Here is a 22,901-nt window from a genome sequence, read left to right as displayed (position 1 = left end):
CACGCTCCGGCGCCACGGGGATATCCTGTGCAACCCGGTCCTGGCTCGCGTAAACTTGCGCGCTTCTCGCGGCCCGCTAGGCTGCACAACACATATTTTCAAAGGTGCCCGCCATGCCTTGGCTGCAAGTCCGTCTCGCCATCAGCCCAGAACAAGCCGAAACCTATGAAGACGCTTTTCTTGAAGTCGGTGCCGTCTCGGTCACCTTCATGGACGCCGAGGATCAGCCGATCTTCGAACCGGAACTCAACACCACCCCGCTGTGGTCCCACACCCACCTGCTGGCCCTGTTCGAAGACGGCGCCGACCCGGCCAGTGTACTGGCCCACCTCGAGCTGCTGACCGGCAGCCCGCTGCCCGAGCACCACAGCGAAGTGATCGAGGACCAGGATTGGGAACGCAGCTGGATGGACAACTTCCAGCCGATGCGTTTCGGCCAACGCCTGTGGATCGTCCCAAGCTGGCACGCCGCGCCGGAGCCGGACGCAGTCAACCTGTTGCTGGACCCGGGCCTGGCGTTCGGCACCGGCACCCACCCGACCACCGCCCTGTGCCTGGAATGGCTGGACGGCCAGGACCTCAAGGGCTGCAACGTGCTCGACTTCGGCTGCGGCTCGGGGATCCTGGCCATTGCCGCCCTGCTGCTGGGCGCCAAGGAAGCCGTCGGCACCGACATCGACGTCCAGGCCCTGGAAGCCTCCCGCGATAACGCCGGGCGCAACAACATCGCCGAAGCGCTGTTCCCGCTGTACCTGCCGCAGGATCTGCCCCAGGTCCAGGCCGATGTGCTGGTGGCCAATATCCTCGCCGGCCCCCTGGTCTCCCTGGCCCCGCAGTTGTCGAGCCTGGTCAAGCCCGGCGGTCGCCTGGCACTGTCGGGGATCCTCGCGGAACAGGGCGAAGAAGTCGCCGCGGCCTACGCCCAGGACTTCGACCTGGACCCCATCGCCAATCGCGATGGCTGGGTGCGCATCAGCGGCCGTCGGCGCTAGAATGGCCGCCTGCATAATCCGGATGGCCGCATGACCGACAGTTTTGTCACCCAGTGCCCGCATTGCCAAACCAGCTTCCGCGTCAGCCACGCCCAGTTGAGCGTGGCCCGTGGCGTGGTGCGCTGCGGCTCGTGCCTGCAGGTGTTCAACGCGGCGCGCCAACTGCTGGAACAACGCGCCAACCGGGACGCCGCGGCCACTCCGGCACCGGTGGCGCCCGTCGCCCCTCCCGCGCAGCGCGCCATCAGCCAGAAGCAATGGTCGGCCAGCGAACTCGATCTGGATCACCTGGACCTCGATGAGGAACTGGCCAAGCTCGAGCAACGGGAAATCCAGCCCGCCAAGGCCTTCGGCCAGGACCGCGGCCACCGCGAAGAGTCGCTGAGCGCCCGCCGCGACCAACCGGACGCCGAAGACGAACACTGGCCCGACAGCCTGTTCAGCGCCACCGCCGGCGAGCGCGACGAGCTCGATGCCAGCAGCAAGGCGCAGGAACACCCGGCCCCGACCGCTGAGCCACAGAAACCCGGACGCACCGAGCCTTCGCTGTCATTCAACCTGGCCGACCTCGAAGACGAACCCGGCACCCGCCACATCGAGCACGACAACGACCTCGAACCAGCTGCGCATCCAACCGCGCCGATCGCCGCCGATCGCGACGAGGACGAAGTCGAGGTGCCGGTCAACGCCAAGCAAAAGCGCAGCCGCAGCGAACCCGGCGTCCAGGACGACGTGCTGCTGGACCTGGTCGACGACCCGATTCACCTCGATTGGCAAAAGCGTCGCTCGCCCTGGGGCCGGCGCCTGCTGTGGAGCCTGTTGATCCTGCTGGCCGCCGCGGCCCTGGCCGGGCAGTACATTGCCTATCACTTCGACGAACTGGCGCGCCAGGACCAGTACCGCCCATGGTTCCAGCAGCTGTGCCCGGAATTGGGCTGCAACGTGCCGTCCAAGGTCGATATCGCCCGAATCAAGAGCAGCAACCTGGTGGTCCGCAGCCATCCGGATTTCAGCGGCGCGCTGGTGGTGGACGCCATCATCTATAACCGCGCGCCGTTCTCCCAGCCGTTCCCCCTGCTGGAACTGCGTTTCGCCGACCTCAATGGGCAACTGATCGCCAGTCGGCGCTTCAAGCCCGGCGAGTACCTCAACGGTGAGCTCGAAGGCCTGTCGGAAATGCCACCGCAGACGCCGATTCACATCGCCCTGGACATTCTTGATCCGGGCCCCAAGGCCGTGAACTACAGTCTGAGCTTCCACTCTCCCGAGTGATCCGGTCTCTGGCCGCACAGGCGGCACACTTTTGACGGCAGTTTTCCGATAGCCCCGGCCGACCAAACCGCTGGCGATAAAGGAATAACTGTTCAGATTTTATCCAATTCAGCCTTTAACCAGTCATCGAGAGCGGGTATCATGCCAACCCTTTTTCGAACTCTCATGATCCGGCCCCACAACAGGGAAGTCCTATGTCGGCGGTACGCATCGGCCCATATACATTGCACAACGGCTTGATTCTCGCCCCCATGGCGGGTGTCACCGACCAGCCCTTTCGTCAGCTTTGCAAGCGTTTGGGCGCAGGGCTTGTAGTCTCGGAAATGGTCACCAGCGACATGAGTTTGTGGAACACCCGCAAATCGCGGATGCGCATGATTCACGAAGGTGATCCCGAGCCACGCTCGGTACAGATCGCCGGCGGCGATGCGCAGATGCTGGCGGATGCGGCCCGGGCCAACGTCGAGCTGGGCGCACAGATTATTGATATCAACATGGGCTGTCCGGCCAAGAAGGTCTGCAACAAGGCCGCCGGGTCCGCGCTGTTGAAAGATGAAGAGCTGGTGACCGAGATCCTGCAGGCCGTGGTGGCTGCGGTCGATGTGCCGGTCACCCTGAAGATCCGCACCGGCTGGGACCGGGCGAACAAGAACGGCCTGACGGTGGCGAAGATCGCCGAACAGGCAGGCATTACGGCTTTGGCGGTCCATGGGCGGACCCGCGCCGACCTGTACACCGGTGAAGCCGAGTACGACACCATTGCCGCGATCAAGCAGGCGGTGTCGATTCCGGTCTTCGCCAACGGCGATATCGACTCACCCGAAAAGGCCCGGCAGGTGTTGCATGCCACTGGAGCCGACGGGCTGTTGATCGGCCGGGCCGCCCAGGGGCGGCCATGGATTTTTCGTGAAATCGAACACTTTCTGCGTACCGGCGAAATCCTTCCGGCACCGGAGCTGTTTGAAGTGGAACGTATTCTGCTAGAGCACCTGGCCGCGCTGCATGCCTTCTATGGAGATGTCATGGGCGTACGCATTGCTCGAAAGCATGTCGGCTGGTATCTCGCAACCCTGCCGGGCGCCAGGGAGTTTCGCGCCCACTTCAATCGTTTGGAAGATACGGAAGCACAGTGCGCCAACGTTCGTGAGTTCTTTGCCGAGCGTTACAAGAGCCTGGTGACAGGGGACGGAGAAGGGGTGGCCGCATGACGATGATGACCGAGACTTTAGTGAGTGGAACAACACCCGTGAGCGACAACGTGAATTTGAAACAGCACCTCAATACGCCGAGCGAAGAAGGCCAGACCCTTCGCGGGAGTGTCGAAAAGGCGCTGCACAATTATTTCGCCCACCTTGAGGGCGCTGCCGTCACGGACGTGTACAACCTGGTGCTCTCCGAAGTCGAGGCCCCGTTGCTCGAAAGCGTGATGAACTACGTCAAGGGCAATCAGACCAAGGCCAGCGAACTGCTGGGCCTGAACCGCGGCACCCTGCGCAAGAAGCTCAAACAATACGATTTGCTGTAAGCATTCAATCAAACCAGAAAGGCGCCCGCGTAAAACCGGTCGCCTTTTTTGCTGACTCCTTTGCTTTTGATGGAAATTGAGATGACCGACCAGACCACCCGCCTGCCGATCCGCCGCGCCTTGATCAGTGTTTCCGACAAGACCGGGATCCTCGAATTCGCCAAAGAGCTGGAAGCCCTGGGCGTCGAGATCCTCTCCACCGGCGGGACCTTCAAGCTGCTGCGCGACAACGGCGTGGCCGCAGTGGAAGTCGCGGATTACACCGGCTTCGCGGAAATGATGGACGGTCGGGTCAAGACCCTGCACCCGAAAATCCACGGCGGCATCCTCGGCCGTCGCGGTATCGACGACGCCATCATGAGCGAACACGGGATCAAGCCGATCGACCTGGTCGCGGTCAACCTCTACCCGTTTGAAGCCACCATCAACAAGCCAGGCTGCGACCTGCCGACGGCCATCGAGAACATCGATATCGGCGGCCCGACCATGGTTCGCTCGGCGGCCAAGAACCACAAAGACGTGGCCATCGTGGTCAATGCCAGCGATTACGCCAGTGTCCTGCAAGGCCTGAAAGCCGGTGGCCTGACCTACGCCCAGCGTTTCGACCTGATGCTCAAGGCCTTCGAACACACCGCGGCCTACGACGGCATGATCGCCAACTACATGGGCACCGTGAACCAGGCGGCTGAAACCCTGAGCACTGAAGGCCGCAGCCAGTTCCCGCGGACCTTCAACAGCCAGTTCATCAAGGCCCAGGAAATGCGCTACGGCGAGAACCCGCACCAGAGCGCGGCGTTCTACGTGGAAGCCAAGCCGGCCGAAGTCGGCATCGCCACCGCGACCCAGCTGCAAGGCAAGGAGCTGTCGTACAACAACGTGGCCGACACCGACGCCGCGCTGGAATGCGTGAAGAGCTTCGTCAAGCCGGCCTGCGTCATCGTCAAGCACGCCAACCCGTGCGGCGTGGCCGTGAGCCCGGACGCCGAAGGCGGCATTCGCCAGGCCTACGAGCTGGCTTATGCCACCGACACCGAATCGGCCTTCGGCGGCATCATCGCCTTCAACCGTGAGCTGGACGCCGAGACCGCCAAGGCCATCGTCGAGCGTCAGTTCGTTGAAGTGATCATTGCCCCAAGCGTCAGCGAAGAAGCCCGTGCCATCGTCGCCGCCAAAGCCAACGTGCGCCTGCTGGCCTGCGGCGAGTGGTCGGCCGAGCGTGCCGCTGCCTGGGACTACAAGCGCGTCAATGGCGGCCTGCTGGTACAGAGCCGCGACATCGGCATGATCGGCAGCCAGGACCTGAAAGTGGTGACCCAGCGCGCCCCGACCGAACAGGAAATCAACGACCTGATCTTCGCCTGGAAAGTGGCCAAGTACGTTAAATCCAACGCCATCGTCTACGCCAAGAACCGCCAGACCATCGGGGTCGGCGCCGGCCAGATGAGCCGCGTGAACTCGGCGCGCATCGCCGCGATCAAGGCTGAGCACGCCGGTTTGCAGGTCGCGGGCTCGGTGATGGCTTCCGACGCGTTCTTCCCGTTCCGCGACGGCCTGGACAACGCCGCCAAGGTCGGCATCACCGCCGTGATCCAGCCAGGTGGCTCGATGCGTGATGCGGAAGTGATCGCCGCTGCCGACGAAGCCGGCATTGCCATGGTCTTCACCGGCATGCGCCACTTCCGTCACTGATACGACAACGGTCGCACTGACACCGGCATCTGCTGCGTTGGAGCCCACCCCGATGATGCTCATTGCCAACAGGCAACTCCGCTCATCGAGGTGGGCTCCGCCTTGCATCTACCGGTGTCCTTGCAACCTCCTACGGCGTGAAGCGCTTTAGGTTCTAAAACAGAATTAGCGTCATCCGAGGTTTTTTGAAATGAATGTACTGATCATCGGTAGCGGCGGTCGTGAACACGCCCTGGCCTGGAAAGTCGCTCAGGACCCACGCGTCCAGAAAGTATTCGTGGCACCGGGCAACGCCGGCACCGCCATTGAAGCCAAGTGCGAGAACGTCGCCATCGACGTGCTGGCCCTGGAGCAGTTGGCTGATTTCGCCGAGAAGAATGTTTCCCTGACCATCGTCGGTCCGGAAGTACCGCTGGTGGCCGGCGTGGTCGACCTGTTCCGCAGCCGTGGCCTGGATTGCTTCGGCCCAACCGCCGGCGCGGCGCAGCTCGAAGGTTCGAAAGCCTTCACCAAGGACTTCCTGGCGCGCCACAAGATCCCGACCGCCGACTACCAGAACTTCACCGAGATCGAGCCGGCCCTGGCTTATCTGCGTGAAAAAGGCGCACCGATCGTGATCAAGGCCGACGGCCTGGCCGCCGGTAAAGGCGTGATCGTCGCCATGACCCTGGCTGAAGCCGAAGACGCGGTACGCGACATGCTGGCCGGCAACGCCTTCGGTGAAGCCGGTTCGCGGGTGGTGATCGAAGAGTTCCTCGACGGCGAGGAAGCCAGTTTCATCGTCATGGTCGACGGCAAGAACGTGCTGCCCATGGCCACCAGCCAGGACCACAAGCGCGTCGGCGACGCCGACACCGGCCCGAACACCGGCGGCATGGGTGCCTACTCCCCGGCGCCCGTAGTGACTGCCGAGGTGCATCAACGGGTGATGGACCTGGTGATCTGGCCAACCGTGCGCGGCATGGCCGACGAAGGCAATGTCTACACCGGCTTCCTGTACGCCGGCTTGATGATCGACAAGGCCGGTAATCCGAAAGTCATCGAGTTCAACTGCCGTTTTGGCGACCCGGAAACCCAACCGGTGATGCTGCGTCTGCAGTCGAGCCTGGTGTTGCTGGTGGAAGCCGCCCTGGCCCAGGCCCTGGACAAGGTCGAAGCTCAATGGGATCCGCGTCCGAGCGTGGGCATCGTGCTCGCGGCCGGTGGCTACCCGGGTGACTACGCCAAAGGCGCCGCCATCACCGGCCTGGACTCCGCCGCCAGCCTGGAAGGCAAAGTGTTCCACGCCGGTACTGCGCTCAAGGACGGCCAGGTAGTGACCGCCGGCGGTCGCGTGCTGTGCGCCACGGCTCTGGGCAACAGTGTCGACGCCGCCCAGCAACAAGCGTACAAACTGGCCGCCAAGATCGACTGGCCAGGCTGCTTCTACCGCAAGGACATCGGCTACCGTGCCATTGCCCGCGAGCGTGGCGAAGAACAGCAATAAGGCGGCCCTATAGCTCGGCAAGGGCCCCCGCCCTTGCCGTAGCCTCGTGCCCCCGCGCATAGTTACAACCTGGCATCAACCTACGAAGGGATTTCGCCGTGCGCTGGCTCAGGATTGCCACAGGCTTCATCGCTACACTGCTGACCCTGCTCTGCTTGAACACGGCCCTGGCCGCTCAAGGCAGTGGCTGGGCGGTATTGCTCGATGAACAGGCCAGCTTGCAGCTCAGTGACATCCGCTCCCAACGCTACGCCACGCAATTCAGCCCGATCGAACTCGACAAGCTGACCGCCGCCGAACCCGACGGCGCGCTCTGGGTACGCTTCAAACTGCATCCCGATCAGCACGAACAACTGCTGCGCATCTTCGCTCCCGACCTGTCACAACTGAATCTGTATGTGTTCGACGGCGACCGCCTGATCGAGCAACTGAACACCGGCACCCATCAGCCCCTGACCGAAAAAACCCTGCCCAGCAACGACTTCATGTTGCCGTTGCCGCAGAGCGAGAAAACCCTCGACGTCTACCTGCGCCTGGTTTCCGACCACCAACTGCGCCCCTACATCACCCTGCAGACGGCAGTCATGGCCGCGGCCAACCAGAGCCAGACCCTGATCTATGGCGTCCTGTTCGGCTGCATGGCGATGCTGATCCTGCATAATCTCACCCGTTATGCCTACACCCGCTCCCGCAGCAGCCTGTGGCTCGCCGCCTGTGAGGTGCTGCTGTCCCTGAGCCTGCTGATGCTGCTGAACCTGGCCGGCCCCTGGCTGCCGAACTGGCAGGCGCTGCAAACCCCGGGGGCCTACCTGGCGCTGCTGCTGACCGCCCCCTGCGGGCTGATGTTCGCCTACCGCTACTTCGCCCCACTGGGCCCGCACCCGCTGAACAAGCTGCTGCTGGGCGACATCCTGCTGATCATCCTCTGCGGGCTGCTGCTGTTGTTCGTCACTACCCTGCCGCTGAACATCATCACCTACGCCCTGGTGGCGCTGGCCGGCCTGAGCATGCTGCTGGTGGGCGGTTACCACTGGCACAAGGGCTATCGCCCGGCGCGGCTGTTCGTTGCGGCCATGGTGATCTTCAACCTCGGCACCCTGGTGATTCTCCCGGCCCTGCTCGGCCTGACCCTAGTGGCGCCACAGGGCTTGATCATCACCCTGCTCAGCGTGATCTGCATCAGCGGCCTGTTGATGAGCGTCGCCCTCGGCGAGCGCCAGCGCAGCATCACCGAGAACCGCTTCAGCGTCAGCCGCGACCTGGCCGCGAGCAATGCCGAGGTCAACGCCAAGGCCGAGTTCCTGGCCAAGATCAGCCATGAAATCCGCACCCCCATGAACGGCGTGCTGGGCATGACCGAGCTGCTGCTGGGCACGCCGTTGTCGGTCAAGCAGCGCGACTACGTGCAGACCATCCACAGCGCCGGCAACGAGCTGCTGACCCTGATCAACGAGATCCTCGACATCACCAAGCTGGAGTCCGGGCAGATCGAACTGGACGACGTGCAGTTCGACCTCAATGCCCTGATCGAAGACTGCCTGAGCATCTTCCGCGCCAAGGCCGAACAGCAGAATGTCGAGCTGATCAGTTTTATCCAGCCGCAAGTGCCACGGGTGATCAGCGGTGACCCGACCCGCCTGCGCCAGGCCCTGCTGAGCCTGCTGGAAAACGCCCTGAAGAAAACCGACGAAGGCGAAGTGCTGATCGTGGTCGCCCTCGATGAGCGCAGCAGCAAGCCGCGCCTGCGTATCGCCGTGCAGGACAGCGGCCAGCCGATGGACGCCGAAGAGCGCGACGCCCTGCTGCACTCGGAACTGCACAGCAAGAACTTCCTCGCCGCGACCCGCCTGGGGGGCAACCTGGGGCTGGTGATCGCGCGGCAACTGGTGCTGCTGATGCACGGCGAATTCGGCATCAAGAGCAGCGCCAACCAGGGCAGCACCCTGTGGCTGACCCTGCCCCTGGACCCGGAACGCCTGGAACACCCGACCTCGGACCTCGACGGCCCGCTGCAAGGCGCGCGGGTGCTGGTGGTGGACGACAACGACACCTGCCGCAAGGTCCTGGTGCAGCAATGCAGCGCCTGGGGCCTGAACGTCAGTGCCGTGCCGTCGGGCAAGGAAGCCCTGGCCCTGCTGCGGACCAAGGCCCACCTGCGCGATTACTTCGACGTGGTGTTGCTCGACCAAAACATGCCCGGCATGACCGGCATGCAACTGGCGGCCAAGATCAAGGAAGACCCGAGCCTGAACCACGACATCCTGCTGATTATGCTTACCGGCATCAGCAACGCGCCGAGCAAGGTCATCGCGCGCAATGCCGGGATCAAGCGCATCCTCGCCAAACCGGTGGCCGGCTACACCCTCAAGACCACCCTGGCCGACGAGCTGACCCAGCGCAACAAAGGCCTGGTCACCCCGCACTACCTGCCGGGCAACACCGCGGCGCCGGCTGCGACGCCGATCACCGTGCCCAGCGACTTCCGCATCCTGGTGGCCGAAGACAACAGCATCTCGACCAAGGTCATCCGCGGCATGCTGGGCAAGCTCAACCTGCAACCGGACACCGCCAGCAATGGCGAAGAAGCCCTGCAGGCGATGAAAGCCCAGCGCTACGACCTGGTGTTAATGGATTGCGAGATGCCGGTCCTCGACGGTTTCTCCGCCACCCAGCAACTGCGTGCCTGGGAAGTCGGCAACCAGCGGGTGCGCACCCCGGTGGTGGCCCTCACGGCGCACATCCTCGCCGAACACAAGGAACGCGCGCGCCAGGCCGGCATGGATGGGCACATGGCCAAGCCGGTGGAGCTCTCGCAACTGCGCGAACTGATCGAGCACTGGGTGGCCCAGCGCGACCAGCACAATCGCAGCGCCGAGCCTGCCAGCTGAGCCGACAGACTGCGCGGCGCCTGTTAAACTCCCGCTCGCCCTCCTTCGCTGCGAGCTTCCACCATGCTCCACGTGCTGTTCAGCGTTTACCTGAAGATGCTGGTGCTCTATAGCCCCTTCTTCGTCCTGTCCTGCTTTATCAGCCTGACCCGTGGTTACTCCAGCAAGGAGCGGCGGCGCCTGGCCTGGAAAGTGGCCCTGGCGACCCTGGTCTCCAGCGTGCTGCTTTACCTGTTCGGGCGCGTGATCTTCAGTGTGTTCGGGATTACCGTCGACGCCTTTCGCATCGGCGCCGGCAGCGTGCTGTTCATCTCGGCGCTGGGCATGGCCCAGGGCAAGTCCGCCGTGCAGACCGACAACGTGCAACAGGACGTGACCATCGTCCCGCTGACCATCCCCCTGACCGTCGGCCCCGGCACCATCGGTGCGCTGCTGGTAATGGGGGTCAGCCAGCCGCACTGGGACGACAAACTCACCGCCATCCTCAGCATCGCCCTGGCCAGTTTTACCGTCGGCGTGGTGCTCTACCTGTCAAACCGCATCGAACGCATTCTCGGCGAGCAAGGCTTGCAGATCGTCAGCCGGCTGATGGGGCTGTTCGTCTGCGCCCTGGCAGCGCAGATCATCTTTACCGGGGTTCGTGGCTACCTGGTGCCATAGCGCCCTCATGCACTCACAGGCAATGGAATGCACATGCTTCAGAGACCTCGCAGCAAGGACTCCACCTCGACGCGCCAGCCCTTTGTGACGCGGCCACGACCGCTGCTGGCGGCCTGCCTGCTGATGCTGATGGCGGCGCCGAGCTTCGCCGCCGACCCGGCAACACCCGGCGCCACGGCCAAACTCGACTACCTCAGCGGCTACAGCGAGCAGTTTGGCGACTTCCAGGTGTCTCGCGGCAAGTCGTCCATCAGCACCCTGGAAATCGCCTACAAGGGCCGGCCCTATCGGCCGCTGAACGCCTGGCAGATCACCGATGTGCGCCCCACCGGCGCGATCCAGAATGGCCAGCCGGTGCTGCTGGCGACCACCATTGAATGGATGGGCGTCGGCACGGTGGTGATCGCGGTGCAGAACGACACGCCCCTGGCGCGCATCCTCAGCCCGGTGAAAAGCCGCGACGAACCCGACTGGGGCCAGGCCCAGGCCGGGCGCAGCGACCTGTTGCTGTTTCCCGAGGGCGCGCGGGCCTTTGTGCCCTCGACCGGGCAGGTCCTGTGGTTTGACGAGCGCCTGCCGGGCTGGGGCTTTTCCCACTACGGGATGCTGGTCTCGGTGGCGCCGGATAACCGCAGCGCGGCGTTCCTGGCCAAGGAGGGTTTGCTGCTCAGTTCGACGGAAAAAGGCGTCTACGCCCAACTGCCGATCAGCAAGGAACTGAACCTGAGCCAGCTCTGGCCGCTGTACGAAGAAGCCAGCGCCCGCGCCCGCAAGGCCCTGGGCGAGGGCCGGCGGATCGACCAGAGGCGCCTGCAACGCGCCCTCGAAGTGGAGTGGGTGGGCCGCCAATTCAGCTGGCAGCAGGTACAAGGGACCTGGCAACTCAAGGGCCTGGGCCTGACCTCCAGCCCTCTCAAGACGGAGCACTGAGTGATGCCGACCTCTCTATTGCAACGCCTGCTGCCGCTCACCTGCAGCGTGCTGCTGGCCGGCTGCGTCAGCCACAGCAGCGAGCAGCCCAGCGATATTCGCAGCGAAGACGCCAAGGCCGCCGACGCGGTGCTGGAGCTTGAGGTGACTTTTGCCCAGGCGCCGGACTACAAGCCCGACACCTCGGGGCCTTACGCGCCCAGCCGCTACGTGAAGATCGAGGGTTACCCGAACATCGAGATTCCGTTCTACCAGAAGGGCATCGGCTTCGAGCTGGGTGTGCTCGGCGACCCTCGGGCGCTGCTGGCCTTGCCCTACCCCTCGCCCAAGACCGACTCCTCGACCCGCTCGCTGCGGGTCATGGGCCAGCGCCTGGACAGCACCCGCTATCGCTTTGTGGTGCTGCCACTGTCCGGCTGGAAAAGCCTCAACAGCTTCGAAGTGGCCTTTGCCCACAACGGCCGGCGCGAGGCCATGACCTTCACCTACACCACCAAGGCCGCGTGCGATAACAGCTTTGCGGTAACCACCCCGACCTACGGCTTTGCCATGTCGGTGGCGGCGCGCTTCCCCGGCGGCGCCCAGGGTTGCCTCAAGCCCTGCGATGCACGCCCCGGCTACCCCGGGCATTGCGCCTACTACTCCGGCTTCTTGCTGGTGCCGAGCCTATAGAGCCCCCCATGCCGCTCCTGATGGATCAAGGAACCTCAATGCCGTACAGCGCCGACATGGCTTTTATCCAGGAACAATGGCGGGATGAAGCCTACCCCCGGGAAAACAGCCTGACCCTGGGCAATGGCTTTTACTGCCTGTTCGACCTGCCTGATCAACACCCCCACCTGACCAACAAGGTGTGGCTGCCGGCCCTGGATTACCGTGCCCAGGAAACCTGCGATTGCCTGGCGACCCTGGGCACGGCCGCCGACGGCCCGCAGCCGTTTCAGGCCAGGGGCGGTGAATGCGCCGCCTATGGTGGCGATGGTTTTGTGGCGCTGCAAGACAAGCAATCGGGTCGGCTGATCTGGTTGCTGGTGTTGCGCGACACCAACCCCTTCAGCCGGATTGAACTCCACGACGGGACTGTGCATGCCCACTCCACCTGCGGCGTCATCGCCCGGATCCCTGTCGACCGCCCCGACCAATTGACCCTGACCTGGCCCAACGACTGAGGGCCCGGCCGGCTCACGCTCAGGCAATAAACACACCGCCCCATGGAAAAACCGCGTTTGATCAAGTTTCTGAGAAGCACCGTCCTGCTGACCCTCGCCCTGTCCGGGCCGGCCCTGGCCCAACTGACTCCCGCACAGCAAAGCGCCCGGGACAAGGGCATTGCCCTGTACCAGCAAAGTGACTGGTATGACTCGCAACCGCTGCTCCAAACCGCCGCTGAAGCTGGCGATGCGCAAGCCCAGTACTACCTGGGCGAGGCCCTGCGCCTGAGCAACCGCTACAGCACGCCGCAAGCCCGCAAATGGTACGAAGCGGCCGCGCGCCAGGGCCATCTGTACGCCATGCTGCGCCTGGGCAACGCCGATGACTTTTGCCAATACCTGGGCGACTGCGACGGCGAAAACGATGTGCAATGGCGCAAGGTCGCCACCGAGCAGGCCTATGCCCGCGCACAACAGGGCGATACCGAGGCCATGACCGTGCTGTTTATCACGCGCCATGACCTGGGCTGGCTGCAAATGGCCGCCGAGGCCGGGGACAGCCGCGCGCAGGAATGGCTGGCGGGGATCTACAAGGACGGCGGTGGCTGGTACGTGATTCCCGCCCTAGGCGAAATGGCCGCCCGCAAGTGGTACAAGGCCTCGGCCGAGGGCGGCAACCCCAAGGGCATGTTCCTGTATGCCAGCCTGCTGTACGACAACAACGGCGACACCCGGGAAATCGGCCACTGGCTCGAACAGGCCGCCGAGGGGGGACACATCGACTCGGTGGCCACCTACGCCAGCGAATTGTCCGAGCAGCCCAACCGCTTCGGCCATCCCCATGACCTGGTCAAGGCCTACGGCCTGACCTACCTGGTGGCCCACCTGGAAGGCGGCGGCAACTCGCCCCGGGAAGCCAAGCTGACCCTGGAGGAAATCGCCGCGAAGATGACCCCGGCGCAAATCGAGCAAGGCCTGGTCTTCGCCAAGGGCTGGGAACAAACCCACCCGCCGCTGTCCTACTACAACCCGATCTATGGCTACTGAACCTCGGCCCGGAGCACCCGCCGCCATGTCCACCTTGACCCGCCCCGTCGCCATCGACCGCCTGAGCCGCCAGCGCCTGCTGGCCCTGGACCCGCGCGCGCGCGCCGAGCTGCTGCTGGACTGGTGGGGCCTGGCTGACGAGCATCCCGAGTGTGCCGGGCTGCCGCCCACACTGCGCCAGCTGATGCTCGACCAACCCGAGCCACCCGCAGATGCGCAAGACCGGTGCTACGACCCGTTACTGCTGCTCGCCCTGCGGGCGCAGTACCACGGCGTCACCGCCCGCTACCTCAGCCGCTGCCTGGCAGAGGCCGGGGGCGCAGAGCATCGGGTCGAGGGGCCCGTCGAGCCGTTGCTGGCTTGCCCCTGCTGCGGTTATCTGACCCTGGGCGCACGGGCCGAGTATGAGATCTGCGACCTGTGCCATTGGGAAGATGACGGCAGCCAGGCGCCGGATATGTATAGCGGGCCGAACCACATGACCCTGGCCCAGGCCCGGGAACATTTCGCCCGCCAGCAAGGGGATTTGCCCCTGGATAAATGGCCACGCCCCGCCGAGGACCGCTGATGATGCCGCCGCACCTGGTCGCCTTGCTCGAAGCACAACCCGACTATCAACCCCGCACCGACATCGCCAAAGCCACCCAGGCCCTGAACACGCTGGGCATCGCCCTCGACAGCGAATTCGCCCAGGTCTACCTGACGTGCTACCCCAGCGAGTTCAAAAGCCGGGCCAGCTACGAAATGCTCTGTGACATCGCCGAGCCCACTGAAGAAGTCCTCATGGGCACCGAGTTCATCCACGAGGTGTGGGAGCTGCCGCAGAACTTCGTCGCCTTCACCTCACTGCAAGGCGAAGGCGGCTACCTGCTGGACAAAGACAGCGGCGGCGTCTGGGACTTCGACCTGGCCCACTGGGAAGACTTCACCGCCGGCCGCATCCCGGCCAGATGGAGCGGTTTCTTTGAATTCATCACCTGGCTGCTTACGGCCGAAGAAGAGGAAGACTAAAACCGCCGCCCTGAGATGAGCGGCCGGTTCTACTCATGGTCCGTCAACTTGCGATACGCCACGGCAAATGGGCCGCGTTGGCGAAATGAATCAAATCCTGATCGCCCCTACCCCGAACACCGGGCAATCAAGACCGTGACCGGGAACATCTCTGTGGCGAGGGCGCTTGCTCGCGCTGGGCCGCAAAGCGGCCCCAAAACAGACACCGCGTGTACTCAGGCAAAACCGGCTGGCAGGGTTTACGGCTGCTGCGCAGCCGAGCGGGAGCAAGCTCCCTCGCCACCGGGGGGCCGCTGCCGATAGGCTCGGAGCGCGTTCGGACGCTGGCCCGAGAAAGCAACCTGATACACCTGAGGCATCACCGGCGTATGAGAGGGCCAGCACAGCCTTCGGCAGCGGCTACAGCATGGTGGTGAGGGCCGCAGCCGAGCGGGAGCAAGCTCCCTCGCCACCGGGGGGCCGCTGCCGATAGGCTCGGAGCGCGTTCGGACGCTGGCCCGAGAAAGCAACCTGATACACCTGAGGCATCACCGGCGTATGAGAGGGCCAGCACAGCCTTCGGCAGCGGCTACAGCATGGTGGTGAGGGCGCTTGCTCCCGCTGGGCCGCAAAGCGGCCCCAAAACAGACACTGCGTGCATTCAGGTAGAACCGGCTGGCGGGGTTTACGGCTGCTGCGCAGCCGAGCGGGAGCAAGCTCCCTCGCCACGGGGGTCCGCTGCCGATAGGCTCGGGGCGCGGTCGGACGCCCGAGAAAGCAACCTGATACACCTGAGATATTACCGGCGAATGAGAGGGCCAGCGCAGCCTTCGGCAGCGGCTACAGCATGGTGGCGAGGGAGCTTGCTCCCGCTGGGCCGCAAAGCGGCTCCAAAACAGGCACTGCGTGCATTCAGGTAGAACCGAGTGGCAGGGTTTACGGCTGCTGCGCAGCCGAGCGGGAGCAAGCTCCCTCGCCACCGGGGGGCCGCTGCCGATAGGCTCGGAGCGCGTTCGGACGCTGGCCCGAGAAAGCAACCTGATACACCTGAGGCATCACCGGCGTATGAGAGGGCCAGCACAGCCTTCGGCAGCGGCTACAGCATGGTGGTGAGGGCGCTTGCTCCCGCTGGGCCGCAAAGCGGCCCCAAAACAGACACCGCGTGCATTCAGGCAGAACCGAGTGGCAGGGTTTACGGCTGCTGCGCAGCCGAGCGGGAGCAAGCTCCCTCGCCACCGGGGGGCCGCTGCCGATAGGCTCGGAGCGCGTTCGGACGCTGGCCCGAGAAAGCAACCTGATACACCTGAGGCATCACCGGCGTATGAGAGGGCCAGCACAGCCTTCGGCAGCGGCTACAGCATGGTGGTGAGGGCGCTTGCTCCCGCTGGGCCGCAAAGCGGCCCCAAAACAGACACCGCGTGCATTCAGGCAGAACCGAGTGGCAGGGTTTACGGCTGCTGCGCAGCCGAGCGGGAGCAAGCTCCCTCGCCACCGGGGGGCCGCTGCCGATAGGCTCGGAGCGCGTTCGGACGCTGGCCCGAGAAAGCAACCTGATACACCTGAGGCATCACCGGCGTATGAGAGGGCCAGCACAGCCTTCGGCAGCGGCTACAGCATGGTGGTGAGGGCGCTTGCTCCCGCTGGGCCGCAAAGCGGCCCCAAAACAGGCACCGCGTGTACTCAGACAGCAGCGCAGCCTTCGGCAGCGGCTACAGCATGGTGGCGAGGGAGCTTGCTCCCGCTGGGCCGCAAAGCGGCTCCAAAACAGGCACTGCGTGCATTCAGGTAGAACCGAGTGGCAGGGTTTACGGCTGCTGCGCAGCCGAGCGGGAGCAAGCTCCCTCGCCACGGGGGGTCCGCTGCCGATAGGCTCGGAGCGCGTTCGGACGCCCGAGAAAGCAACCTGATACACCTAAGACATCACCGGCGGATGAGAGGGCCAGCGCAGCCTTCGGCAGCGGCTACAGCATGGTGGCGAGGGAGCTTGCTCCCGCTGGGCCGCAAAGCGGCTCCAAAACAGGCACTGCGTGCATTCAGGTAGAACCGAGTGGCAGGGTTTACGGCTGCTGCGCAGCCGAGCGGGAGCAAGCTCCCTCGCCACCGGGGGGCCGCTGCCGATAGGCTCGGAGCGCGTTCGGACGCTGGCCCGAGAAAGCAACCTGATACACCTGAGACATCACCGGCGTATGAGAGGGCCAGCGCAGCCTTCGGCAGCGGCTACAGCATGGTGGCGAGGGAGCTTGCTCCCGCTGGGCCGCAAAGCGGCCCCAAAACAGACACCGCGTGCATTCAGGCAGAACCGAGTGGCAGGGTTTACGGCTGCTGCGCAGCCGAGCGGGAGCAAGCTCCCTCGCCATGAATACACCTGCAATATCGCCGGCGTTTGAACGTGGCCCGAGCCTTCAGCAACGGGTAGAGGCTTGCCGCTTGCAGCTTGTAACTTTCAGCTGCTTTTGTACCAACGCGGCGTATAGACCCACTCGCCCCCGCCTGCTTTGGGAAAGGTGCAGGTCGTCGACGATCCCACCAGCACCATGGTCCGCATATCCACTTGCTCGGGCGTCAATTCGCCCAGGGTGATGACGCGCAGGGTCTGGCCCGGCCGGCCAATGTCCCGCCCCAGCACCACCGGCGTTTGCGGGGTCCGGTGCTCGCGCACGATCTCCAGCGCCCGCCCCAATTGCCAGGGCCGCGAACGGGAGATTGGGTTGTAGAAGGCCAATGCCAGATCGGCCTCGCACGCCAGGTCCAGGCGTTTTTCGATGATCGCCCACGGCTTGAGGTTGTCCGACAGCGACAGCACGCAGAAGTCATGCCCCAACGGCGCCCCCGCCTGGGCCGCGGTGGCCAGGGAGGCTGAAACCCCCGGCAGCATTTCCAGCTCGACGTTATGCCAGGCCGGGTCCGCAGACTCGTGCAGCGCCTCCAGCACCGCCGCCGCCATGGCAAACACACCCGGGTCGCCGGACGACACCACCACCACTGAGCGGCCCTGGGCTGCCAGTTCGAAAGCGTGGCGGGCGCGCTGCATTTCTTCGCGGTTGTCGGTGCAGTGCATGACCTGATCGGCACGGAACGGCCCGGCCATGCGCACATAGGTTTCGTAGCCGAGAATGTCGTTGGCCCGCGCCAGTTCGGCCTTCACCGCCGGCACCATCAACTCGGCCGCACCCGGGCCCAGGCCGATCACCGCCAGCCGCCCGCGAGGACGGCCGATCTGCTCGGGGTCCAGCGGCTGGTTGGCGACGGCGATGGCAATCCCCTCGCCAACGGCCAGCGGCGGCAGCAGTTGCGGCACTGCATTTTGTGCCAGCGCGCTGACACTCTCTGCCGCCGGGGCAAAACGCAGGGGCACGCCCAGTTCAAGGGCTGCCTCACGCAGCGACGGGCAGGCCATGTCGCTGTCCGCGGCCAGCAGGCAGGCCACGGATTGCACGGCGATTCGCGCCTGGTGCAGCGCTTGGCGAATCTGCGCCGCGAGGTTTTCATCCGCAGCGCCGCTGCACGCCACCAGCACACAGCGCGGGTAGATCAGCAGTTCATTGGCCGCCGGCTCACGCTCGGCCGAGCCCACATGAATGCTCAGGCGCGCTTGCTGATCCTCGGGCAACCGGGCCTCGGCCAGCCACGGCGCGGCACCTTCGATGCGCACGCTTTCACCGCCCAGCAGGTCGGAAACAAAGCGTTTGCCCAGCTCCAGGTCCCCCAGGGCATAGCCGCTGGGCGGGTTCAGCAGGCAGGTGCCAAAACGCAGTTCGCCACTGGTGGTAATGGCCGCCGCCACGCCCAGCCCGGCGGCGATTTCCCGCGCCAGCACATTGACCCCGCCCAGGCCACCGAGCAGCGGCACCACGGCGCTGCCGTCTTCGGCGACGGCCAGCACTGGCGGCTCGGCGCCTTTTTCCAGCAGCAGCGGGGCCAGGGTGCGGATCACGATACCGGCCGCGCACAGGGCGATGATCGGCGTGTCCTGTTGATACAACTGACGCAGGGTCGCGCCGAAATCCTGATACGGACGGTCCGCACCGTCCACCCGTTCGGCCAGGCCGTGGATCAGCGCGTCCGGGTACAGCTGCTGGATCCTGCGGGCGGTCGCGAGGCTGCCCTGGCCGAGGATGACGATGGCCGGTGTTGAACGGGCCATCAACCTTGCCACCTTTCGCCGGGAACGATGATCAGCGAGAAGTACGGCGACGACATCGGCACCACCTCATCCAGGGGCACGATTTTCTGGTTGGCCATGGTCGCGCGCTCGACGTACAGCGCACGCTCTGCCAGGCCCAGTTCTTCCAGGACCTGGCGCACCTTGGGGAAGTTGCGCCCCAGCTTCATCACCACCGCCGCATCGGCATCGGCCAGGCGCCGCTTGAGTTCGTCATGGGGCAGCACGCCGGAAAGCACCGACAGGCTCTGGTTGCGGTACACCAGGGGCGCACCCAGCACCGAGGCGCCGCCCAGCATCGAGCACACGCCCGGCACCACTTCGGCCTGGTAGCGCTCGGCCAGACGGTCGTGCAGGTACATGTAGGAGCCGTAGAAGAACGGGTCGCCCTCGCAGATCACCGCCACGTCGCGCCCGGCATCCAGGTGCAGGGCCAGGTCCTGGGCGGCGCTGTCGTAGAAGTCGCTGATCACCTGTTCGTAGGACAGCGGCGCCTCCAGCACTTCGGTGGTCACCGGGTACACCAGCGGCATCAAGGTCTGGGCCGATTGCAGGTGGGCTTCGATGATGCCGAAGGCGTTGCCTTTTTTGCCCTTGGCCACGAAGTACGCCACCACCGGCGCTTCGCGCAGCAGGCGCAGGGCTTTGACGGTAATCAGTTCCGGGTCACCGGGGCCCACGCCAAGGCCGATCAGACGTCCAGGCTGCTGCATTATTCGACCTCCGTGGCCAGGGCATTGACCGCTGCGGCGGCCATGGCGCTACCGCCCAGGCGCCCCTGCATGATGACAAAGGGCACGCCCCGGCTGTCGGCGGCGAGCATCGCCTTGGATTCGGCAGCACCGACAAACCCCACCGGGAAGCCGAGGATCAGCGCCGGTTTCGGCGCCCCGGCGTCGAGCATTTCCAACAGGTAGAACAAGGCGGTGGGCGCATTGCCGATCACCACCACGCTGCCCTCCAGGTACGGCCGCCACAGCTCCAGGGCCGCCGCCGAGCGGGTGTTGCCCAGCTCGCGGGCCAGCTCCGGCACGCTGTCATCGCGCAGGGTGCAGATCACCTGATTGTTGGCCGGCAGCCGAGCCCGGGTCACGCCCTCGGAAACCATCCGCGCGTCACACAGGATTGGCGCGCCCGCGGCCAGGGCATCACGCCCGGCCTTGCCGGCGCCCTCGGAAAACTCCAGGCCGTCGATGGCATCGACCATGCCGCAGGCGTGGATCACCCGCACCGCGAGTTTTTCCAGGTCGGCCGGAATTCGGTCGAGCCGAGCCTCCGCGCGAATAATGGCGAAGGAGTTGCGATAGATCTCCTGACCGTCGCGGATGTAATCAAGCATCAAGGTTGCTCCGTGGGCGGGCGTCGAGCAATGCGCCTGCCGCTTCAATAGATAGGTTGCGTGCGTGCAGGGCGCCGAAACCCGGCTGCCCTGCATCGCGTAAATAGAGGTCGTAGCGGCCGGGGCCAACGGCCAGCAAGGTGGCCGGCGCAACATGGGCGCAGGCGCAGGAACGTGGGCAGCCTGACAGGTGCACTTCCAGGGTCCGGGCATGGCGTTGCAGCAGCGCGGCCAGTTGCAGGGCATCGCCCTTGGTGTCGGCCAGGCCCTTGCCGCAGCCGCTGGAGCCGGTGCAGGCCACCAGGTGCGCCAGGGCCCGGTCCGCCGCACACAGCAGCCCCAGTTGCTCCAGGCGCCGACTGACCTCGGGCCCATCTTCGGCCCGCACGTTAGGCAGCAACAGGCTCTGCCAGGGGCTGAAACGCAGAGTGCCGTCACCCCATTCACTGGCCAGGCGGGCGGCGCCCCGCAGCATAGAGGGGTCGAGCCGGCCCAGAGGGGTCACGGCCATACACCCGCCCGCCGCCGACCTGGGGGTGGCTGCCGATGTGCAAACCGGCCGGGGTCGCCGGGCGGGCCCAGGCCTCGATTTCGAACAGCGGCAGGTCCAGGCGCGCCAGCAACTCGGCCGGCGAATAGTCGGCCAGCAGATGGCGCATGCGGGTCTGCTCCGGTCGCGCCAGGTCAAGAAACAGCTCCAGCACCGCCACCAGCAATCGGTGCCCATGCTCCAGCGCCACCGCGCCCAGGGGCGGGTCCACCGGGCAGCCGGCCAGGCCGAACGCCAGGCACGGGCCATCGACCCCGGCGAACGCCGAGAGCCACAGGTCGTGGTGATGGTCGAGCATGGCCAGGGCTTCTCCGCCGTCCAGCTGCACGGCGAACTTGGCCGACAACTGGTGAAAGCGCGGGTGGTTTTGCAAGGTGGCGAGTATCTCTGCGGCCAGCGGGCGAGTGTCGATCAGCATCTGCGGGTCGATACCGGCCGTCGGGCTGAGCATCAGGTTGCGCACATCGTCGCCGGCGGCGGTGCTGGGGCCGAGGCCGGCCGCCAGCAGCTCGGCGATCAGCGCCGACTGTTGCTCGCCAATGCCGCGGATTTGCAGGTTGGCGCGGTTGGTGGCCTCGATCACCCCGCCGGCATAACGCTCGGCCGCCTGGGCCACGGCCATGGCCTGGGCCGCGCTGATGGCGCCGCCGGCCAGCTTGATGCGGCAGATCCCGCCATCCAGCGCCGGGACAATACGCAGCAACCCCGGGCAGGCCGAGGGGCGTAAGGCAGTGGACATCGGGCGTTGATTCAAAGGGGCAACCGGCTGGTGGGAAAGGCGCTTCGCGGGCGAAGGCGCGGTATTATGCCTGCTTTGTCCGAAGGCATGAAAAGCCTGCCCGTCGGATCTTCCAGTTTCAAGCGCTTTGCTTTTGAGGAATAGAGATGTCGCCCTGGCTGACGGTAGTGGGAATCGGTGAAGACGGCTTCAAGGGCCTGGGCAAAAACGCCCGTCGGGCCCTGATGGGCGCTTCGCGGATTGTGGGCGGCCAGCGGCAACTGGATTTATTGCCGGTGTGCATCCGCGGCGAACGCCAGCTGTGGCCCAGCCCGTTTTCCCTGGAGCCGGTGCTCGGCCGGCGCGGCGACGCCGTGTGCGTGCTGGCCAGCGGCGACCCGATGCTGTTCGGCGTCGGCGCCAGCCTGGCGCGCCAGGTGGCCGAGGGCGAAATGCAGGTGCTGCCTGCGCCTTCTTCCTACTCCCTGGCCGCTGCCCGCCTGGGCTGGCCGCTGCAAGAGCTGGTGACCCTGTCGGTGGTGGCACGCCCGGTGGCCGCCCTCAGTGCCCAGCTGTTCAGCGGCGTGCGCCTGCTGGTGTTGAGCAACGATGGCCAGAGCCCGGCGGCGGTGGCTCGCTTATTGCGCGAACGGGGCTTTGGCCCCAGCCGCGTCAGCGTCTTCGAGCACCTGGGAGGCGAGGCCGAACGGCGGATCGACGGCATTGCCAACCAGTGGAACGATGCGCCCCACGCCGACCTCAACCTGCTGGCCATCGAATGCCTGGCCGAACCCGGCACGCCGCGCCTGTCACGCCTGGCCGGGCTGCCGGACGAGGCCTTTGCCCATGACGGGCAACTGACCAAACGCGATGTCCGCGCCATCACCCTCGCCCGCCTGGCACCGGTGCCCGGCGAACTGCTGTGGGACGTGGGCGCCGGCAGCGGCTCGATCGGTATCGAGTGGATGCGCGCTCACCCCAGCTGCCGGGCCCTGGCCATCGAGGCCGATGCCGGGCGCCAGCAACTGATCGAACACAACCGTGACGCCCTGGGCGTGCCCGGCCTGCAACTGATTCGCGGCAGCGCGCCCCAGGCCCTGGCCGGGCTGGAGCGCCCGGATGCGATTTTCATCGGCGGCGGCGTTACCCGCGAGGGTGTGCTGCAAACCTGCTGGGAGCAGCTCAAGCCCGGTGGCCGGCTGATCGCCAATGCCGTGACCCTGCAAAGCGAAATGACCCTGATGGCCTGGCGCGAACGCCATGGCGGCGAGTTGACCCGCATCCACATCGCCCAGGCCCAGCCCCTGGGCGACTTCGACACCTGGCGCCAGGCGCTGCCGATCACCCTGCTCGACCTCGGCAAACCGCTATGAGCCAGCATTGCCCACGCGCAACAGCCCGCGCCCAGCCACAGCCGGGAGCGCGCGATGCGTGACGAAACCGCCGAACAGCCCGCGCCCCTGCGCAGCGGCCTGACCACTGGCAGCTGCGCCACGGCCACC

General features: G+C 65.5%; 19 protein-coding genes and 1 pseudogene. 16 read left to right on the top strand and 4 right to left on the bottom strand.

The genetic code is table 11. From position 1 onward, the window contains the following. Positions 1-113: 113 nt before the first annotated feature. The 14 genes from prmA to CF161_RS23605 all read left to right on the top strand — a co-directional run bounded on the left by prmA (position 114) and on the right by CF161_RS23605 (position 14,651). Positions 114-992 (top strand): 50S ribosomal protein L11 methyltransferase, encoded by an 879-nt coding sequence (prmA, locus tag CF161_RS23670; protein ID WP_020299151.1) that lies wholly within the window; start codon positions 114-116, stop codon positions 990-992. A gap of 30 nt (positions 993-1,022) precedes the next feature. Next, positions 1,023-2,264 carry a DUF3426 domain-containing protein gene (locus tag CF161_RS23665; RefSeq protein WP_020299150.1) on the top strand — a complete coding sequence of 414 codons (1,242 nt, stop codon included), beginning with the start codon at positions 1,023-1,025 and terminating at the stop codon, positions 2,262-2,264. 194 nt (positions 2,265-2,458) lie between these two features. Next, the gene (gene dusB / locus CF161_RS23660; protein WP_020299149.1) at positions 2,459-3,472 is read left to right on the top strand and encodes a tRNA dihydrouridine synthase DusB; all 1,014 of its coding nucleotides are present in this window, start codon (positions 2,459-2,461) and stop codon (positions 3,470-3,472) included. Further along, positions 3,469-3,789, top strand: a complete 321-nt coding sequence (gene fis / locus CF161_RS23655) for a DNA-binding transcriptional regulator Fis (protein ID WP_003186237.1) — start codon at positions 3,469-3,471, stop codon at positions 3,787-3,789. The genes dusB and fis overlap by 4 nt, the downstream gene beginning before the upstream one ends. 81 nt (positions 3,790-3,870) lie before the next feature. Beyond that, positions 3,871-5,478 carry a bifunctional phosphoribosylaminoimidazolecarboxamide formyltransferase/IMP cyclohydrolase gene (gene purH, locus CF161_RS23650; protein WP_020299148.1) on the top strand — a complete coding sequence of 536 codons (1,608 nt, stop codon included), beginning with the start codon at positions 3,871-3,873 and terminating at the stop codon, positions 5,476-5,478. Positions 5,479-5,668: 190 nt separating this feature from the next. Further along, on the top strand, positions 5,669-6,964 hold the full coding sequence (gene purD, locus CF161_RS23645; RefSeq protein WP_020299147.1) for a phosphoribosylamine--glycine ligase: 1,296 nt from the start codon (positions 5,669-5,671) through the stop codon (positions 6,962-6,964). Between the two features lie 98 nt (positions 6,965-7,062). Continuing rightward, positions 7,063-9,852, top strand: coding sequence for a hybrid sensor histidine kinase/response regulator (locus tag CF161_RS23640; protein WP_020299146.1), 2,790 nt, complete (start codon positions 7,063-7,065; stop codon positions 9,850-9,852). A gap of 63 nt (positions 9,853-9,915) precedes the next feature. Further along, positions 9,916-10,512, top strand: coding sequence for a MarC family protein (locus CF161_RS23635; protein WP_020299145.1), 597 nt, complete (start codon positions 9,916-9,918; stop codon positions 10,510-10,512). 33 nt (positions 10,513-10,545) lie between these two features. Further along, a complete protein-coding gene (locus tag CF161_RS23630; RefSeq protein ID WP_020299144.1) occupies positions 10,546-11,442 on the top strand; it encodes a hypothetical protein in 897 nt (298 codons plus the stop codon). Between the two features lie 3 nt (positions 11,443-11,445). Then, the gene (locus tag CF161_RS23625; RefSeq protein ID WP_020299143.1) at positions 11,446-12,114 is read left to right on the top strand and encodes a hypothetical protein; all 669 of its coding nucleotides are present in this window, start codon (positions 11,446-11,448) and stop codon (positions 12,112-12,114) included. A gap of 38 nt (positions 12,115-12,152) precedes the next feature. Next, positions 12,153-12,611: a hypothetical protein gene (locus CF161_RS23620; RefSeq protein WP_020299142.1), complete on the top strand. Its 459-nt coding sequence runs from the start codon at positions 12,153-12,155 to the stop codon at positions 12,609-12,611. A gap of 57 nt (positions 12,612-12,668) precedes the next feature. Further along, positions 12,669-13,640: a tetratricopeptide repeat protein gene (locus CF161_RS23615; RefSeq protein WP_156882730.1), complete on the top strand. Its 972-nt coding sequence runs from the start codon at positions 12,669-12,671 to the stop codon at positions 13,638-13,640. A 25-nt stretch (positions 13,641-13,665) separates the two neighbouring features. After that, on the top strand, positions 13,666-14,208 hold the full coding sequence (locus CF161_RS23610) for a CPCC family cysteine-rich protein (protein ID WP_020299140.1): 543 nt from the start codon (positions 13,666-13,668) through the stop codon (positions 14,206-14,208). Then, complete coding sequence (locus tag CF161_RS23605) at positions 14,208-14,651, top strand: hypothetical protein (RefSeq protein ID WP_020299139.1); 444 nt, start codon at positions 14,208-14,210, stop codon at positions 14,649-14,651. Before CF161_RS23610 ends, CF161_RS23605 begins: the two co-directional genes overlap by 1 nt. Before the next feature lie 2,422 nt (positions 14,652-17,073). Here CF161_RS23605 and cobJ read toward each other — a convergent pair. The 4 genes and pseudogenes from cobJ to cobG form a co-directional block, all read right to left on the bottom strand. Next, positions 17,074-18,774: a precorrin-3B C(17)-methyltransferase gene (gene cobJ, locus CF161_RS23600; protein WP_020299138.1), complete on the bottom strand. Its 1,701-nt coding sequence runs from the start codon at positions 18,772-18,774 to the stop codon at positions 17,074-17,076. Next, complete coding sequence (locus tag CF161_RS23595) at positions 18,774-19,505, bottom strand: precorrin-2 C(20)-methyltransferase (protein WP_020299137.1); 732 nt, start codon at positions 19,503-19,505, stop codon at positions 18,774-18,776. The genes cobJ and CF161_RS23595 overlap by 1 nt, the downstream gene beginning before the upstream one ends. Beyond that, the gene (locus CF161_RS23590; protein WP_020299136.1) at positions 19,505-20,131 is read right to left on the bottom strand and encodes a precorrin-8X methylmutase; all 627 of its coding nucleotides are present in this window, start codon (positions 20,129-20,131) and stop codon (positions 19,505-19,507) included. Before CF161_RS23590 ends, CF161_RS23595 begins: the two co-directional genes overlap by 1 nt. Beyond that, positions 20,124-21,420, bottom strand: a pseudogene (gene cobG / locus CF161_RS23585) (precorrin-3B synthase). The gene CF161_RS23590 and the pseudogene cobG overlap by 8 nt, the downstream one beginning before the upstream one ends. Before the next feature lie 146 nt (positions 21,421-21,566). Here cobG and CF161_RS23580 point away from each other — a divergent pair. Further along, complete coding sequence (locus tag CF161_RS23580; protein ID WP_020299135.1) at positions 21,567-22,772, top strand: bifunctional cobalt-precorrin-7 (C(5))-methyltransferase/cobalt-precorrin-6B (C(15))-methyltransferase; 1,206 nt, start codon at positions 21,567-21,569, stop codon at positions 22,770-22,772. A 54-nt stretch (positions 22,773-22,826) separates the two neighbouring features. Continuing rightward, the coding region (locus CF161_RS33270) for a cobalt-precorrin-6A synthase (RefSeq protein ID WP_020299134.1) at positions 22,827-22,901 on the top strand (75 nt) is incomplete at its 3' end.

Source organism: Pseudomonas sp. CF161, from assembly GCF_000416215.1.
Classification (GTDB): domain Bacteria; phylum Pseudomonadota; class Gammaproteobacteria; order Pseudomonadales; family Pseudomonadaceae; genus Aquipseudomonas.
The sequence above is the reverse complement of the archived record's forward strand: the minus strand, read 5'-3'. Positions and strand labels throughout refer to the sequence as shown.

Excerpts from the sequence above, each read along its gene's own strand:
- cobJ (WP_020299138.1), bottom strand. The coding sequence starts at position 18,774 with ATGGCCCGTTCAACACCGGCCATCGTCATCCTCGGCCAGGGCAGCCTC.
- CF161_RS23665 (WP_020299150.1), top strand. The coding sequence starts at position 1,023 with ATGACCGACAGTTTTGTCACCCAGTGCCCGCATTGCCAAACCAGCTTC.
- CF161_RS23580 (WP_020299135.1), top strand. The coding sequence starts at position 21,567 with ATGTCGCCCTGGCTGACGGTAGTGGGAATCGGTGAAGACGGCTTCAAG.
- CF161_RS23590 (WP_020299136.1), bottom strand. The coding sequence starts at position 20,131 with ATGCTTGATTACATCCGCGACGGTCAGGAGATCTATCGCAACTCCTTC.
- purD (WP_020299147.1), top strand. The coding sequence starts at position 5,669 with ATGAATGTACTGATCATCGGTAGCGGCGGTCGTGAACACGCCCTGGCC.
- CF161_RS23625 (WP_020299143.1), top strand. The coding sequence starts at position 11,446 with ATGCCGACCTCTCTATTGCAACGCCTGCTGCCGCTCACCTGCAGCGTG.
- fis (WP_003186237.1), top strand. The coding sequence starts at position 3,469 with ATGACGATGATGACCGAGACTTTAGTGAGTGGAACAACACCCGTGAGC.
- prmA (WP_020299151.1), top strand. The coding sequence starts at position 114 with ATGCCTTGGCTGCAAGTCCGTCTCGCCATCAGCCCAGAACAAGCCGAA.
- CF161_RS23610 (WP_020299140.1), top strand. The coding sequence starts at position 13,666 with ATGTCCACCTTGACCCGCCCCGTCGCCATCGACCGCCTGAGCCGCCAG.
- purH (WP_020299148.1), top strand. The coding sequence starts at position 3,871 with ATGACCGACCAGACCACCCGCCTGCCGATCCGCCGCGCCTTGATCAGT.
- CF161_RS23620 (WP_020299142.1), top strand. The coding sequence starts at position 12,153 with ATGCCGTACAGCGCCGACATGGCTTTTATCCAGGAACAATGGCGGGAT.
- CF161_RS23635 (WP_020299145.1), top strand. The coding sequence starts at position 9,916 with ATGCTCCACGTGCTGTTCAGCGTTTACCTGAAGATGCTGGTGCTCTAT.
- CF161_RS23605 (WP_020299139.1), top strand. The coding sequence starts at position 14,208 with ATGATGCCGCCGCACCTGGTCGCCTTGCTCGAAGCACAACCCGACTAT.
- CF161_RS23595 (WP_020299137.1), bottom strand. The coding sequence starts at position 19,505 with ATGCAGCAGCCTGGACGTCTGATCGGCCTTGGCGTGGGCCCCGGTGAC.
- CF161_RS23630 (WP_020299144.1), top strand. The coding sequence starts at position 10,546 with ATGCTTCAGAGACCTCGCAGCAAGGACTCCACCTCGACGCGCCAGCCC.
- dusB (WP_020299149.1), top strand. The coding sequence starts at position 2,459 with ATGTCGGCGGTACGCATCGGCCCATATACATTGCACAACGGCTTGATT.